This is a genomic window from Mesorhizobium sp. M0923, from assembly GCF_040319365.1.
Classification (GTDB): domain Bacteria; phylum Pseudomonadota; class Alphaproteobacteria; order Rhizobiales; family Rhizobiaceae; genus Mesorhizobium.
In genome coordinates this window covers 21915-37010 of sequence record NZ_JAMYNW010000012.1, presented here as the reverse complement: position 1 = coordinate 37010, position 15096 = coordinate 21915, and the positions used below count along the sequence as shown (strand labels likewise).

The following is a 15096-nucleotide window of genomic DNA, read 5'->3' as shown; positions in this document are numbered from 1 at the left end:
GCGGACGCGCGCCGCGTAGGAAAACATGGCGCCATAGCCGTAGCTGATGACCTCATAGAAATGCCTGTCACTCGCCTTGCGCAGCGCGTCCTGATGATAGGTGGGCGGCGCTGGAAAGCCACGCTCGACGACCATGCCGTGGCCGTCGCCGGTGCGGCCGTGGCAAGGCGAACAGAAGATGTCGAAGCGCTGCCGGCCTCGCCGCAGCAGCGTCATGGTGACCGGATAGGGAAACGTGTCCGGCACCGGCGAAAGATCGGCATCGCGTGCGACCGTGTCCTCGGCCGGCGCCCGCGCCGACATGCCGTTGGCGAACTGGTTGCTCTTTTCGAGCGGATCGTAGCGCGGCTGGTCCTCCATGTCCTGCCGGCAGCCGGCGAGCAGCAAGGCTGCCGCCAGCAGACTCGTGCGCATGTTCACGCCTCCACCTCCTCGACGGTTTCGGCGCCAAGCCGGGTCAGCTGGCCCTTGGTCACGCCCTTGCGGAACTTCGGATCGGCGGCTTCGACGAGCAGGTAGAACTTGCCGCCGCGCGCGTAGGTGAAGCTCGTGGCATTGAAGACCGGGTGGTAATATTCGGGCAGGCGATTGGCGGCCAGCCCGCCGAAGAATGCGGCCAGCGCGGCGCCAAGTATCGCCGCCTCGAAGGCAATGACGAGAAAGGCCGGCCAGGAATGCAGCGGCCGGCCGCCGACATTGAGCGGATAGTCGATCTCGACCGAATAGAGGATCAGCCCGTAGACAAACACCGCGCCAGCGATGGCGCCGCCAAGGATGGCCCACGGCAAGCGCGTTTTGCGCATGCCGAGCGTCTCGGCCAACCCACGCACATGGAATGGCGAGAACGCGTCCATGCGCCGGTAGCCACGCGCCCGCATGGTGCGGACCGCCTCGGTCAGCGCTTCCGGATCGGCGAAAGCCGCGATGACGCCGTAAAGGCTCATCCTGTGCCGCCCCTCTCCCCGGCCAGCTTCTCGACCTCGAAGATGGTGATGGCCGGCAGGATGCGGATGAACAGGAAGACCAATGCGAAGAAGGTGCCGATCGAGCCGAACAGGATGCCGAAGTCGAGCCACCTCAATGACTGCTCGCCCCAGGACGACGGCAGGTAATCGCGGCTTGGCCCGGTGACGACGATGACATAGCGCTCGATCCACATGCCGACGTTGATGATGAGTGCAATGGCGAACAGCCCCGGCATGTTGAGGCGCACCCGTCGGAACCAGAGCAATTGCAAAACTGCGCCGTTGCAGGCGAGCATGGCCCAGAACAGCGGCGCATAAGGTCCGAAGGCGCGCTGCCACATCATCGTGCGCTCGTAGATCTCGCCCGAATACCAGGCGAAGAAGGCCTCGGACGCGTAGCCATAGATGACGATCATGCCGGCGGCGATCATCAGCTTGGCGGCATTGTCCATGTGCCGCAGCGTGATCAGATCCTGGACCGAAAACGCCCAGCGCAGCGGGATGGCGATGGTGAGCACCATGGCGAAGCCGGACAGCAGCGCTCCGGCAACGAAATAGGGAGGAAAGATCGTCGAGTGGAAGCCCGGCGTGATGGCGAAGGTGAAGTCGAGCGAGACGATCGAATGCACCGAGACGACCAGCGGCGTGGCCAGTGCCGCCATCAGGAAATAGACCGTCTGATAGCGCGCCCAATGAAAGGCCGAACCGCGCCAGCCGATTGCCAGTATGCCGTAGAACAGCTGCGCCGGGCGCGATTTCGCTCGGTCGCGCAGGACGGCGAGATCGGGCAGCAGGCCCATATACCAGAACATCAGCGAAACGCTGGCATAAGTGGCGATCGCCGCGAAATCCCAGACCAGCGGGCTGCGCCATTGCGGCCAGTGCATATGGGTGTTGGGCAGCGGCAGCAACCAGTAGAAGAACCACGGGCGGCCGAGATGCAGGATCGGGAAAAGCCCGGCCATTGCAACGGCAAACAGCGTCATCGCCTCGGCAAAGCGATTGATCGTGGCGCGCCATGGCTGGCGCAGAAGCAGGAGCACGGCCGAGATCAGCGTGCCGGCATGGCCGATGCCGATCCACCAGACGAAATTGCCGATCATCGTGCCCCAGACGACGGGGACGTTGATGCCGTAGGCGCCAACGCCGACCGAGATCAGATAGGTGATCGAATAGAGGAAGATGAGGACGAAGACGAAGCAGGAAAAAAAAGCTGCCCAGAAATAGCGCGGCAGCCTGCCGTCGAGGACGATCGCACTGATACGGCCGCTGATCTCCGGAAGGTCGTGCCTGCCATGCAGAACGGGCAATGCGCCCGGTTTTGCAGCAAAAGCCTCAGCCATCGGCTTTCCCGCCTGACGAGAGACGGCCATTGATATTTATGATCTTGCCGAGATAGGTGGTGCGCGGTCGCGTATTCAGCTCCTCGAGCAAGGCGTAGTGATGCGGTGCCGCTTTTTCCTGCGCCACCCTGGCGCCCTTGCTGTTGAGATCGCCGAAGACGATCGCCTGCGTCGGGCAGGCCTGCTGGCAGGCGGTCACCACCTCGCCGTCGGCGATGGCGCGGTTTTCGATCTGAGCCTTGATGCGCTTTTCGGAAATGCGCTGGACGCAGTAGGTGCATTTCTCCATCACGCCGCGCGAACGGACGCTGACGTCTGGATTGTGCACGGCCTGTTCAGGTCCCGCGGCATCCTTGTCGAATTCCTGGAAGTCCAGGAAGTTGAAGCGCCGCACCTTGTAGGGGCAGTTCTGCGAGCAGTAGCGCGTGCCAATGCAACGGTTATAGACCTGCGCGTTGAGCCCGTCATGGGTGTGGGTGGTGGCGTTGACCGGACAGACGACCTCGCACGGCGCCTTCTCGCAATGCATGCAAGGCACGGGCTGGAAAAAGACGTCGAGATCGTCGAGCGGGCCGGAATAGTAGCGGTCGATCCGCAGCCAATGCATTTCATGGCCGAGTGCCGACTCGTCCGGCCCGACGGTGGCGATGTTGTTTTCCGCCTGGCAGGCAGAAACACAGGCCATGCAGCCGATGCATGCCGACTGATCGATCGACATGGCCCAGGCTTCCTGGCTGTATTGCCAGTCAGGATAGAGCGACTCGCTTGGCGTCGGCGGCACGCCGTCGCGCACGAAGTGCGGATCTTTGCGAAAGGCATCGAGCGAGGCATGGCGAACGATCGCCCTGCCCTCCATCGCCTGGTGGTGTTGTGTGGTGATGACCCGTGCGCTGCTGTCGCGCGGCGTGATCATGGCGCCATAGACGATCCAGGGAGCCTCAGGGCTTCGCAGCCTGTACGCGTCGTGGCCGTCAGCGAGTGCTGCCACCGAACCGAGCTTCCGGCCGAAACCCAGAGCAAGCGTCACGGTGTCGTCGGGATGGCCAGGCATGATCCAGACCGGCGCATCGATGTCCATGCCGTTCGAGGCGATGTTGACGACCCGGCCGTTTTCCACCTGAAGCCGTCCTGATGTCGCCGGCGACATCAGGGCTGCGTTGCCCCAGACGATCTTGCTCAGCGGCCGCGGCAGCTCCTGCAGCCAGGACGAATTGGCATTGCGTCCATCGCGCAGCCAGGGATCGGCAACGAAACGGATTTCGACGCCTTTTGCCGCTTCGATGCGCGGCTTCAGGCCGCGCAAATCCGGGGGCATCGCGACATCGGCTGGAATGCTGGCACTGCCGGACACAAAGCCGTCGCGAAGCGCCTTTCGCCACGCAGGATCGTCCAGTGTCTGCGCCCAGGTCCGGCGGACGAGCTGCAGCGCAGAAACAGCTAATTCACCGCCAAGCACGGCGAGGAGTTCATGCACGGTCCGCCCCCGGTAAAGCGGCCTGATCAGCGGCTGCACGATCGACGCGGTTCCGTCATGGGCGCGCAGGTCACTCCAGCTCTCGAGATCATGCGCAGCAGGGATATGCCAGTGTGCGACGAAGGCGGTTTCGTCGCGGTGGAGACCCCCGTGGACAAGAAGCTTCAGCTGCGAAAACACGTCGTGGACATCAAGTCCCGCAGGCGCAGTGTGGAGAGGATTGGCGCCAAGTATGACAACGGTGTCGATGTCCCGCGCGGCGATCGCCTGGCAAAGTGCCGCGAGGTCGCCCTCGATGGGCATCGCGTCGGGCGGCTCGATCAGTTCCACGGTGTTGCCAAGCGCACCAAGCCGCGCATTCATGGCAAGAGCGGCGGCATGGACGAACGGCGTTTGATGGGCGCCCGGCACGATCAGCGCCGAGCGGCCGGCCGCCTTCAGGTCGTTCGCGGCGGCAGCCAGCCAGGTCGGGTCCAATGCCAAGGCGCTTGGCGCCGCTTCGCCGCCAAGCACGGCGCTCAGCGCCGCTGCGACGGTTTCGACCTCGCTCGGCCGCACCGGCCGGCGATGATCGGCGGCAGCGCCGGTGATCGTCGGCGTCGACTCCACCGCATAGAGCCGGCTCATCGTATCGTCCGCCCGGCGCACGCGGCGTCTTGCAGCGAAATCACGGGCGTAGGCGAGACGACCGGGGCCTTCGCCCAGGAAATCCGCGTCGAGACTGAAAATCACGTCGGCGCGATCAAACCGGCAGACCGGTGCAAGCGCCCTGCCGAACAGGATCTGTGTGGCTTCGGTGCCGGACGGCGTCGCCAGGGGATCGTGCCGGAACAGCCTCAGCCTGGGATAGCGCGCGCGCAGCGCCTCGAGCTGCGCCTTCATGGTGGGCGAGGTCGTTGCTTCGATCAGCAGCGCCGTGCCAGCTCCAGCGAGCCGCGAGGTGAGCTCGGCCATGTCGGCAAGGAAGTCGTCATAGGCTGCGGGTTCGCCATGCTTCAGCGGCATGCGCGAGCGATCGGGGTCGAACAGCGACAGCACCGCCGCCTGCATGACAGCGTCCGTCGCGCCGCGCGAGGCCGGATGGTCGGGATTGCCTTCCACCTTGGTCGGCCGGCCCTCATGGCTTTCGACCACCGCACCGATGCCGTAGCCGTCGCTCGACAGCGTGGTCGCGTAATAAAGCGGCCGGCCGGGAACGATGTTTTCCGGCTGGCGGATATAAGGCAGGATGTCTTCGGCCCGGCTGCAGGCGGCAAGCCCGGCCAGCGACAGCGATGCACCCATCAGCTTCAGCAGCGTGCGCCGGTCGAGCCGCGCCGGGATGCGCTCGGCGATCGAAGGAAATTCGGCATCGACGAAGCGGCGGAATTCCGGTGTATCGGCGAGTTCGTCGAGGCTCCGCCACAGCTCCGGACCAGGCGAAAGCCGTTCGCGCAGGCCGGCCATGTCTGGAGCCGCAATCGGCTTGTCAGCGGTGGCAGACATAACAGTCGGTCATGGTCTCGGGGTGGATATCGAGAAGGCTGATGAGCGACCGGCGGATTTCGGCGATGCCGGCCGGCGGCTTCCAGTGCATCAGGAACACGTCCTGCGGCGGACGCAAATTGGGCTCGGGATCGCGATGGCATCCCAGGCACCATTCCATCGATAGCGCGTGCGCCCGGCGTATCAGCGGCATGTCGTCGACCTCGCCATGGCACGTCTCGCAGGCGACGCCTTTCGCGATATGGATCGAATGATTGAAATAGACGAAGTCGGGCACACTGTTCACCCGCTGCCACTGCAATGGCTGCCCGGAGGCAAGGCTCGCCCGTACCGGCGCCAGCATGTCCGCGTTGGTGAAGAGCTGCGAATGGCAGGTCATGCACACCTCCGTCGCCGGCAGACCAGCCGATGACGAAGTCTCGACGCCGCTATGGCAATAACGGCAATCGAGGCCGAGCTCGCCGACATGGTGCCTGTGGCTGAACGGCACTGGTTGCGCCAACGGCCGGCCAACGCCGGTGACGAAGTCCGAACGCAGGATGGCGGTACCGCCGAGAGCCGCAAAGATGGCCATGAAACACGCGCCCCACAGAGCGAAGCGTGAAATGCCGTTGGCGCTCCTTGAAAAGACCTGCGGCATCCCCTCGCCGATTTCACATCCAGCAACCGTATCCACCCCCCAAAGCCCCTAACTGCGGCTGCGTGGGTAAGTTCCGGCCGGGGCAGCGGAGATCACAGAATGGTTACCCCGCCCTGGCCCATCGGGTCGGCTGACCGGAAACCATCGAACACTCCATGCGTTCGGATGAGGTCACGTTTCGTTTCACCCGGACAACCATCATGACCATCCCCGACCTCCATCCCATTCGCCGCTGGGCGCGCGCGGCATGAATCTCGCCGCATCATTCGCCAGGCGTTTCGTCGAAGGCACGCTGGCCGGCTACACAAGCTAACGCCACCCGATAGGGCGACGGTGGATCACCCTCAGCGAGCGCATCCTGTCAATGGCCCGGTCGGACAATGGCATCATGCAAAGCTTCAGGAACGCGGCCTTCAGCGTCGTCGGCCATCTACCGCGGCTGCAACGGCCGCTGCTGGAGCGGGTCGCCGGGCTGAAGGAATGAAGTGGTCGCATAAACCTTTTCGCCGGACGTGCGTTGTTGGGTTTCAAGCCAGGGAGATGACCATGCAGATGAAATCGGAAATCGCCGGCGAGGCCGCCAAGCAACGGCACATCCAGCGCCGTATCGACGAGAAGGACAAGTCCAAGTCCAAGGGCAAGCCAAAAGGCGCCATGCAGGCCGGTGCCCGCAAATATCCCGAGCCGCCCTTCCCCGAGCAGCACCAGCCGAAGCCGGGGCATGAATGGGCGATCGAGCCGGCGCCGCTTTACGATGCGCCATTTTATATCGGATCGAAAAAGCTCGACGGCAAAGTGGCCGTCATTACCGGCGGCGATTCAGGCATCGGCCGCGCGGTGGCCGTGCTCTATGCACGTGAAGGCGCCGATGTGGCGATCGTCTATCTGTCGGAGGACAAGGACGCCGAAGAGACCAAAAGGGCCGTCGAAACCGAAGGTCGGCGATGCATCCTGATCAAGGCCGATGTCAGCGAACGCGGCCACTGCCACAACGCGGTGGCTGAGATCGTGCAGCAGTTTGGGCGGATCGACGTGCTGGTCAACAACGCCGCTTTCCAGGTCCATTCCAGCGATTTCAGCGAGCTGACCGAGGAGCATTTCGACACCACGCTGAAGACCAACCTCTACGGCTATTTCCACATGGCGCAGGAGGCCGTTCCGCACATGAAACCCGGTTCGGCGATCATCAACACCGGTTCAGTGACCGGCATCGAGGGATCGAAGCAACTGGTCGATTACTCCATGACCAAGGGCGGCATTCATGCCTTCACCCGCGCGCTCTCGGGCAACCTTGTCGACAAGGGCATAAGGGTCAACGCCGTGGCACCAGGCCCGGTTTGGACGCCGCTCAACCCCTCGGACAAGGAAGCCGGCGATGTTTCGAAATTTGGCGCCGACACACCGATGAAACGACCGGCACAACCGGAAGAGATCGCGCCAGCGTATGTGTTCCTCGCCTCGCCGCACTGCTCGAGCTACATCACCGGCGAGATATTGCCAATCGTCGGCGGCTACTGACGACATGTATTTCATAGCCTTGGCCACCGACTACGACGGCACGCTGGCGCATGAAGGGATTGTCGCCGAAAAGACACTTGCGGCGCTTCAACGCTTCAAGAAGAGCGGCCGCAAGCTCATTCTCGTCACCGGGCGCGAGCTGCCCGACCTGAAACGCGTCTTTCCCGAAGTTGCGATCTTCGACAAGGTGGTCGCGGAAAACGGGGCGCTGATCTACACGCCGGCCAGCGAGGAAGAGCGGGCGATATCTCCGCCGCCCGCCCCCGAGTTCATCGCCAAACTCAGGAAACGCGGTGTCAAACCGCTTTCGGTCGGACGCTCCATCGTCGCCACCTGGGAACCGCATCAGGCTGTCGCGCTCGAGGTCATCAAGAAATTGGGGCTGGAGCTGGAAATCATCTTCAACAAGGGCGCGGTGATGATCCTGCCCAGCGGCATCAACAAGGCGACCGGGCTGACAGCCGCGCTTCAGGACCTCAGATTGTCGCCGCACAACGTCGTCGGTGTCGGCGACGCCGAAAACGACCACGCCTTCCTGCGCGCCTGCGGCTTCAGCGTCGCCGTCGACAACGCACTGCCGGCAGTCAAGGATACGGCGGATCTCGTGACACGAGGCGCGCGCGGAAAAGGCGTCGAGGAACTGATCGCCAAGGTGGTCGAGCGCGATCGCGAGCTTGTGCCGAACCGCGACGGCATTCTGCTTGGCTCGGACGATGGCAAGGAGGTGTATCTGTCGCCAACCGATACGGTGCTGATCGCCGGCAGCTCCGGCATCGGCAAATCGACCTTGGCGACCGCACTGACGGAGCGCTTTGTCGAGAGAAAGTTCCAGTTCTGCATCTTCGATCCGGAAGGCGACTATGACGGCCTCGAGGGCGCCGTCCGGCTGGGCGACGGCTCGAATGCGCCGACGAAGACGCAACTGCTCGATCTCCTGGAGAAGCCGGACAACAATCTGGTCGTCAACGGCCTGGCGCTGCGCGTCAACGAGCGGCCGGACTTCTTTGCCGACCTGCTGCCGGGCCTTGGCGGTGTTCGCTTCCGCACCGCGCGACCACACTGGCTGATCATCGACGAAGCGCATCACCTCTTGCCGAAGCGGCGCGACGACACGCCAATGGTTCTGGCGATGGAATTGCCGGGCACGATCCTGATCACCGTTCATCCGGATGCGATCTCAACCGAAGCATTGCGGCTGGTCACCGCCGTCATCGCACTCGGCCCCAAGGCGAAAAAGGTCGTCAAGACATTCTGTCGCGAGACCGGCACCGAACCGCCAAAGGACAAGGATCTGAGCTCTCCAAAAGACGAGCACGTGTTGTTCTGGCGGCCGCAGGCGCACAAGAAACCTTGCACGGTCGAGCCGATCGAGCCGCGGCAGTCGCTCAAGCGCCATAGCCGCAAATATGCCGAGGGCCAGCTCGACGAGAAGGGCAGCTTCTATTTCCGCGGCCCCGACCATGCGATGAACCTGCGCGCCCATAATCTGATGATTTTCGCCCAGATCGCCGAGGGCATTGACGACAAGACTTGGGAACATCATTTGCGCGCCGGCGACTATTCCAAATGGTTTCGCCACCAGATCAGGGATAAGGAGCTGGCGCGCGAAACCGCCGAAGCGGAGAAAGACGACACACTTTCGGCGCAGGAGAGCCGCAACCACGTCCTGGACGCAGTGCGCCGCCGCTATACCGCGCCCGCCACCGCGCCGAAGGAATAGATGCAAACTGCGCCTGGCCGGTCCGAAGCCGGCTGAGTTGGAGAGGTCAGACGATCAGGTGATCGATCCTGATCGGCAGGTCGCGAATGCGCTTGCCGGTGGCGTGGTAGACCGCGCTCGCGACCGCCGCCGCGGTCCCGACATTGCCGAGTTCGCCCAAACCCTTGACGCCGGCCGGGTTCACCTCGTGGTCGATCTCCGGAACCAGTATCACTTCCATCTGCTTCACGTCGGCGTTGACCGGCACGAGATAGTCCTGCAGGTCGCGATTGACGTAGCGCGCATAACGCTTGTCGATTTCCGTCGCCTCGTGCAAGGCTTGGCCGATGCCCCAGATCATACCGCCCATCAGCTGGCTGCGCGCGGTGCGGGTGTTCATGATGCGCCCCGCGGCAAAGGCGCCGACGATGCGCGGGACGCGGATCTCGCGCGTATGGCTGTTGATGCGCACCTCGACGAATTCCGCGCCAAAGGCGTATTTCACCGAATCCTTGTCCTGGTCGCCGCCGTGGAACTCCGATTGCCCGGCATAGAGCTTCTTCAGCGCCTCCGGTGACGATCCCTTTGGCGCGAATTCGGCATATTCCTCGATCGCACCGATCTGCATCGTCTTGAAAACATCCGACAGCTTGGCCGATTTGCCGTTGTCCGCGACGATTTTCTCTTGGCTCATTTCAAGCTTGGCGTTGCCGGACCCGGCCAGCGGCCCGGCTTCGGCGACGGCCGCGGCGAAGAGCTTTGCGCGGACGGCATCGCAGGCCTTCAGCACCGCCGAGCACACGCTTGCCGTCGAAATCGACCCGCCGGACACCGGTGCCGGCGGCAAGGCGCTGTCGCCCATTTCGACGCTGATCTTGTCCATTTCTATCCCGAGCCGTTCGGCTGCCATCTGCGCTGCCACCGTGCGCACGCCGGTGCCGATCTCATGCGAGCCGCATTGGACGCGAACCTCGCCGTCAGTGGTCAGGCGGACGCGGGCGGCGCATGGCGCAGCCGCCGTCGGATAGATTGCGGTGGCGCAGCCCATGCCGACCAGCCAGTCGCCGTCACGCATCGAGCCAACCGCGGCCTCGCGCTTGGACCAGCCGAAGGCCTCGGCGGCCTGGTCGTAGCATTTCACGAGCGAGCGGCTGGAGAAGGGCTTGCCGCCGATCGGCTCCTTCTGCGGCTCGTTGACGCGGCGGAACTCGACCGGGTCCATGCCGAGCGCCACCGCCATCTCGTCCATGGCATTTTCCAGCGCATAGACATAGGGCGTCTCCGGCGGCGAACGCATGTAGCCAGGCGTATTGCGGTCGGCATGCACCAGCGAGACGTGGGTCAGCACCGAGCCGTAATCGTACATGCGTCCGGTGGCCGAAGTGCCACCGACGACATAGGGATCGGGCCGCGACGTGACTTCCCAGCCTTCGTGTGCAAAGGCGGTGATGCGGCCGTCCTGGTTTGCGCCGATGCGGATGCGGTGCCGGGTCTCCGCCCTGTAGGTCTGCGTGCCGTACGCCTGAATGCGGCTGACGACGCAGCGCACCGGCCGGCCGACGCGGCGGGCCGCAACGGCAACGATCGCCGTGCGGGCCGTCATCGGCCCCTTGGAGCCGAAGGCGCCGCCGACATAGGGACTGACGATCCGCACATTGGCCGGATCGATCTTCAACTGCCGGGCGAGCTCGGCCTTCCAGCCGGTGACGTTCTGGCTCGGTTCATAGACCGTGAGCTGATCGCCCTGCCAGACCGCCGTCGTCGAGAACAGCTCGATCGGGTTGTGGTGCTGGGTCGGCGTCGAATATTTCTCGTCGATCTTCACTGCGGCTGCGGCATAGGCAGCATCGAAGTCGCCGGCTTTGACGTCCTCCTTGAACAACGGACTCTTGCCGGCGGCCGGCTCCATCTCCGTTCCCCTGGAATCGAAGCCGGCGCTGGGCGTCTCTTCGGCGTAGTCGGCGCGGATCAGCGCCGCGGCTTCCTCGGCCGCCTCGAATGTTTCAGCCACCACCAGCGCGATGATCTGGCCGTCGTGGAAAATGGCCTTGTCATGCAGCGGCGCGATCGAACTTGCACCGGTGTTGCCGAATTTCGGCTTGTCGATGCCGTCCATGTCGCCGACGCTGACGATATCGAGAACGCCGGGCACCTTACGCGCCCTTTCGAGCCGGACGGCGGTGATGCTGCCCTTGGCGATGCTGCTGGTAGCAAGTGCGCCATAGGCCATATTGGCGGTTGGAAGATCAGCCGAATAGCCGGCCTGTCCGGTGACCTTCAGGCGGGCATCGATGCGCGGAACGGGATTTCCCATGTTCTCTTTCGGCGCGGGAGCAGCTTGGTTCATGGGTCAGACCTTCATGTCGCGCGTTTCGAGCAGTGCCCGCACAAGCGTGCGCTTGCCGAGCGGTATCTTGAACGCATTGTGTTCGCGCGGTTTCGCCTCGGCGAACGCGGCTTCGGCGGCAGCTTCGGCCGCCTCATCGTCGAGTGCCTTGCCGCTCAGTGCTTCCTCGGCCGCCTTGGCCCGCCATGGCACGGTTGCCACGCCGCCAAGCGCAATGCGCGCCTGGCTGACGGTGTCGCCGTCCATATCCAGAGCCACGGCCGCCGAGGCCAGCGCGAACGCATAGGACTCGCGGTCGCGGATCTTCAGGTAGCGTGAGCGGCGGCTCCAGGCGCCAAGCGGCACCTCGATGGCCGTGATCACCTCGTCGGAGGCCAGTTCGGTCTCAACGTTGGGCGTATCTCCCGGCAGGCGATGTAGCCTCGAAAACGCTATCTTGCGCATACCGCGCCTTGCCTCCACCTCGACCGTCGCGCCGAGCGCGATCAGCGCTTGGGCGAAATCGCCGTGGTAGGTGGCGATGCAGGCGTTGCTGGTGCCAAGGACCGCATGTTGCCGGTTGAAGCCTTCCATGGCCGCGCAGCCGGAGCCCGGCTCGCGCTTGTTGCATGGCCAGGAGGTCTCGCGAAAATACTCGCACCGCGTCCGCTGCAACACATTGCCGGCCAGGCTCGCCATGTTGCGGATCTGGCCGCTGGCGGCGAACTTCAGGCTTTCGGCAAGCATCGGGCAAAGGCGCTTGATCTCGCCTGTGTCAGCAGCCTCGCCCATGCGGACCAGCGCGCCGAAGCGGATGCTGTCGTCGCCGACCTCGATCTGCCGCAGGGCCCTGTCACCGAGACCATTGAGATCGACCAGCCGTTCCGGCCGGGCCACGCCAAGCTTCATGTAGTCGGCCAGATTGGTGCCGCCGGCGATGAATTGCGCGGCGGCCTCGGTCGGCGGAACACCCTCTGCGGCAAAACGGGAAGCAATGGCGGCCGCCGCGGACACGCTGGCCGGTCTCTCGTAAACGAAGGGGCGCATCTCAGGCTTTCCTTGTTTCGTCCCGGGCCTGCACGATGGCCGCGACTATGTTGGGGTAGGCAGCGCAGCGGCAGAGATTACCGCTCATATACTCGCGGATATCGTCCTCGGAGCCGGCATGGCCTTCGTTGATGCAACCGATGGCGGACATGATCTGGCCGGGCGTGCAGTACCCGCATTGGAAGGCGTCATTGTCGATGAAGGCCTGCTGCATCGGATGCAGATTGCCGTCGGCGGAAGCGAGCCCTTCCACCGTGGTGATCTCATGGCCCTTGTTCATCACGGCGAAGCTCAGGCACGACAGCACCCGCTTGCCGTCGACAAGAACGGTGCAGGCCCCGCACTGGCCATGGTCGCAGCCTTTCTTGGTACCCGTCAGGCCGACATGGTCGCGCAGCGCGTCGAGCAGGCTGGTGCGATTGTCGAGGGCGAGATTGTAGGGCTGCTTGTTGATGCGCAGTGAAATCGCCGACAGATCGCGCGGCTCGGCCGAAGCGGCAGGTTGCGGGGCGGCGGCTTTTGCCGACGTGGCCATGAGCGGCCCTGCCGCAGCCGCCGAAACGGATCCGGTCATGAAACTGCGTCGGCTCAGGCTGGCAAGAGGGGTTTCGGACATGGCTGGCTCCCGGCTGGCTGGGTCTCAAGCCGGCCGAACCAGTCACGCAAGGCAAGGTTCCTCCGCCTCACGTGGCTGTGATCCTATGTTCATCCGAACCGTGCCGGGGAACTCTCGAGCCGGCTTGCCGTTCAACCCTGATCGGACAGAACCGAAATGGCGTCTGGAGCGAGATCATGAAGTCACAGATTGTTGCCGAAAGCGCCGGCCAAAGAACGTTCGTCGTTGTGCTTGATCCCGGCGAAGAGGCGTTTGCGCAGCTGACCTCGTTTGCGGCCGACCACGGCGTTGGCAGCGCGTCGCTGAGCGCGCTCGGCGCTTTCGAAAGGGCAACTGTCGGCTGGTTCGACCCTAGGGAAAGGACCTACCGGAAAATTCCCATCCGGGAACAGTGCGAGGTGCTGAGCGCGATTGGCGATGTTGCCATCGGCGACGACGGCAAGCCCAGCCTGCACGTCCATGCCGTGCTCGGATTGAGCGACGGCAGCACAAGGGGCGGCCATCTGCTGGACGCCATCGTTCGCCCGACGCTCGAGGTCACGCTGGTGGAAACGCCTGGACATCTGCGCCGCAGGCACCGTCCCGAGCTCGGTGTCGCGTTGATCGACCTGGAGGCTTGATCCGAGCCGATCACTTCGTTGATTTAACTGCGGTCGTTTCGGGGGCGACTTCCCAACCGAAGACGCTGCGGCCGCCGAGCAGATGCGATTGCTCGAACTCCCCGGCGACGATTTCCTTCAGGCTCGGCCCGGTGGCATAGCGCTCGACTTGCCGCGACTGGTCGTCCAGCCGCCGCAAGGCGCCGACCTCTTCCTCACGGCCGAGCCTGGCCTTCTGGACAGCCGACTTCAGCACGCCGATCGTCTCGTCATAGACCTTCAACGGCACAGGGAACGGATGCCTGTCCTTGCCGCCATGCGCCAGCGAGAAACGTCCTGGATCGGAAAAACGGCATGGCGCGCCATGCACGACTTCGGCGACCAGCGCCAGCGCCCGCACCGTGCGCGCGCCGACATTGGGCACCAGGAGAAGGCCGGCGAAATCCGCCGGGCCGCGCTCGGCCGCCGCCGCGATGTTGCCGTGCAGGCGGCGCATGACGACATCGCTTTCGCGTACATCGTGGTGCGCCGGCATCACCAGATGCGGCAGCAGCTTCTGTGCCGGCTCCGGCACTGGCGCCGAACCCCGCTCCAAAGCGGCAAGCTCCCTCACGATGCGATCCGGTCCAAGATCGTGCAGAAGGTCCAGTTGTCCCTGGCGCGACGCTTCGGCGCGGCGGTCGGTCAGGTTGACGATCTCGCCTTGGTTGGCGCCTTCGATGGCGGCATGCGGCTGGTCGACAAAGCTCTTCAGGCCCTCCGACAGCCAGTGATAGCGGCGCGCCACCTTGCTGTCGCCGTTCATGCCTTGCTGCACCACCACCCACTTGCCGTCATCGGTGACGATGAAGCCGTGCAGATAGAGATCGAAACCGTCCTGGACCGCGGCGCTGTCCACCTTGGCGACAAGCCGGCTGGCAGTCGCCAGGCCCTGCCCGTCGAGGCCGACACGCTCGCCGATCAGGGCAAGCTCGTGCGGGGTCTTGCGCGAATGCGCGCCGCGGCCGCCGCAAACGTGAATGCCGAGCTCGCTGGAAAGCGGCGACAGGCCGCGCTTCAAGGCACCGACGACGCTGGTGGTGATGCCGGAGGAGTGCCAGTCCATCCCCATCACGGCGCCAAAAGACTGGAACCAGAACGGATGCGCCAGCCGGCGCAGCAATTCATCGCGGCCGTAATGGTGGATGATCGCCTCGCACATGACCGCGCCAAGCCGCGTCATGCGGTCGCCGAGCCATTTCGGCACGCGCCCGCCGTGAAGTGGAAGGTCAGCACTTCCCGATCGCTGTGCCACGCTCTTTTGCTTGCTCCTTGAGTCCTGCCTCGACAGATAGGTAGCGGAAGCGGCGTAGAGAAGCGATGACCTGCTTCAGGCGCACGATCG

General features: G+C 64.2%; 11 protein-coding genes. 3 read left to right on the top strand and 8 right to left on the bottom strand.

Annotated elements, in window-relative coordinates; all coding sequences use genetic code 11:
• Positions 1-416: 416 nt before the first annotated feature.
• From NKH89_RS20610 to NKH89_RS20595, 4 genes are read right to left on the bottom strand one after another with little or no spacing between them, the layout of a single operon-like run.
• Complete coding sequence (locus tag NKH89_RS20610; protein ID WP_352909691.1) at positions 417-944, bottom strand: DUF3341 domain-containing protein; 528 nt, start codon at positions 942-944, stop codon at positions 417-419.
• Positions 941-2308: an NrfD/PsrC family molybdoenzyme membrane anchor subunit gene (gene nrfD / locus NKH89_RS20605; RefSeq protein ID WP_352909688.1), complete on the bottom strand. Its 1368-nt coding sequence runs from the start codon at positions 2306-2308 to the stop codon at positions 941-943. Before nrfD ends, NKH89_RS20610 begins: the two co-directional genes overlap by 4 nt.
• Positions 2301-5267 carry a TAT-variant-translocated molybdopterin oxidoreductase gene (locus NKH89_RS20600; RefSeq protein WP_352909686.1) on the bottom strand — a complete coding sequence of 989 codons (2967 nt, stop codon included), beginning with the start codon at positions 5265-5267 and terminating at the stop codon, positions 2301-2303. The genes nrfD and NKH89_RS20600 overlap by 8 nt, the downstream gene beginning before the upstream one ends.
• On the bottom strand, positions 5251-5907 hold the full coding sequence (locus NKH89_RS20595) for a cytochrome c3 family protein (protein ID WP_023720534.1): 657 nt from the start codon (positions 5905-5907) through the stop codon (positions 5251-5253). Before NKH89_RS20595 ends, NKH89_RS20600 begins: the two co-directional genes overlap by 17 nt.
• 546 nt (positions 5908-6453) lie before the next feature.
• Between NKH89_RS20595 and NKH89_RS20590 the strand changes: the two genes are divergently transcribed.
• On the top strand, positions 6454-7425 hold the full coding sequence (locus NKH89_RS20590) for an SDR family oxidoreductase (protein ID WP_352481428.1): 972 nt from the start codon (positions 6454-6456) through the stop codon (positions 7423-7425).
• Positions 7426-7429: 4 nt separating this feature from the next.
• Positions 7430-9145, top strand: coding sequence for an HAD family hydrolase (locus NKH89_RS20585; protein WP_352481427.1), 1716 nt, complete (start codon positions 7430-7432; stop codon positions 9143-9145).
• A 46-nt stretch (positions 9146-9191) separates the two neighbouring features.
• Here NKH89_RS20585 and NKH89_RS20580 read toward each other — a convergent pair whose 3' ends face one another.
• Genes NKH89_RS20580 through NKH89_RS20570 form a run of 3 tightly spaced genes read right to left on the bottom strand, consistent with a single transcriptional unit; the run spans position 9192 to position 13113 of the window.
• The gene (locus NKH89_RS20580; protein ID WP_352481426.1) at positions 9192-11471 is read right to left on the bottom strand and encodes a xanthine dehydrogenase family protein molybdopterin-binding subunit; all 2280 of its coding nucleotides are present in this window, start codon (positions 11469-11471) and stop codon (positions 9192-9194) included.
• Between the two features lie 3 nt (positions 11472-11474).
• Complete coding sequence (locus NKH89_RS20575) at positions 11475-12497, bottom strand: FAD binding domain-containing protein (protein WP_352481425.1); 1023 nt, start codon at positions 12495-12497, stop codon at positions 11475-11477.
• A gap of 1 nt (position 12498) precedes the next feature.
• Complete coding sequence (locus NKH89_RS20570; RefSeq protein WP_352548009.1) at positions 12499-13113, bottom strand: (2Fe-2S)-binding protein; 615 nt, start codon at positions 13111-13113, stop codon at positions 12499-12501.
• 176 nt (positions 13114-13289) lie between these two features.
• Between NKH89_RS20570 and NKH89_RS20565 the strand changes: the two genes are divergently transcribed.
• On the top strand, positions 13290-13733 hold the full coding sequence (locus NKH89_RS20565) for a PPC domain-containing DNA-binding protein (RefSeq protein WP_352481423.1): 444 nt from the start codon (positions 13290-13292) through the stop codon (positions 13731-13733).
• 10 nt (positions 13734-13743) lie between these two features.
• On the opposite strand, the gene NKH89_RS20560 is transcribed toward NKH89_RS20565, so the two are convergent.
• Positions 13744-15006, bottom strand: coding sequence for a DUF763 domain-containing protein (locus NKH89_RS20560; RefSeq protein WP_352481422.1), 1263 nt, complete (start codon positions 15004-15006; stop codon positions 13744-13746).
• Between the last annotated feature and the right edge of the window lie 90 nt (positions 15007-15096).

Coding starts and splice junctions, on each gene's coding strand:
- NKH89_RS20595 (WP_023720534.1), bottom strand. CDS start 5,907: ATGCCGCAGGTCTTTTCAAGGAGCGCCAACGGCATTTCACGCTTCGCT.
- NKH89_RS20610 (WP_352909691.1), bottom strand. CDS start 944: ATGAGCCTTTACGGCGTCATCGCGGCTTTCGCCGATCCGGAAGCGCTG.
- nrfD (WP_352909688.1), bottom strand. CDS start 2,308: ATGGCTGAGGCTTTTGCTGCAAAACCGGGCGCATTGCCCGTTCTGCAT.
- NKH89_RS20570 (WP_352548009.1), bottom strand. CDS start 13,113: ATGTCCGAAACCCCTCTTGCCAGCCTGAGCCGACGCAGTTTCATGACC.
- NKH89_RS20565 (WP_352481423.1), top strand. CDS start 13,290: ATGAAGTCACAGATTGTTGCCGAAAGCGCCGGCCAAAGAACGTTCGTC.
- NKH89_RS20600 (WP_352909686.1), bottom strand. CDS start 5,267: ATGTCTGCCACCGCTGACAAGCCGATTGCGGCTCCAGACATGGCCGGC.
- NKH89_RS20585 (WP_352481427.1), top strand. CDS start 7,430: ATGTATTTCATAGCCTTGGCCACCGACTACGACGGCACGCTGGCGCAT.
- NKH89_RS20590 (WP_352481428.1), top strand. CDS start 6,454: ATGCAGATGAAATCGGAAATCGCCGGCGAGGCCGCCAAGCAACGGCAC.
- NKH89_RS20575 (WP_352481425.1), bottom strand. CDS start 12,497: ATGCGCCCCTTCGTTTACGAGAGACCGGCCAGCGTGTCCGCGGCGGCC.
- NKH89_RS20580 (WP_352481426.1), bottom strand. CDS start 11,471: ATGAACCAAGCTGCTCCCGCGCCGAAAGAGAACATGGGAAATCCCGTT.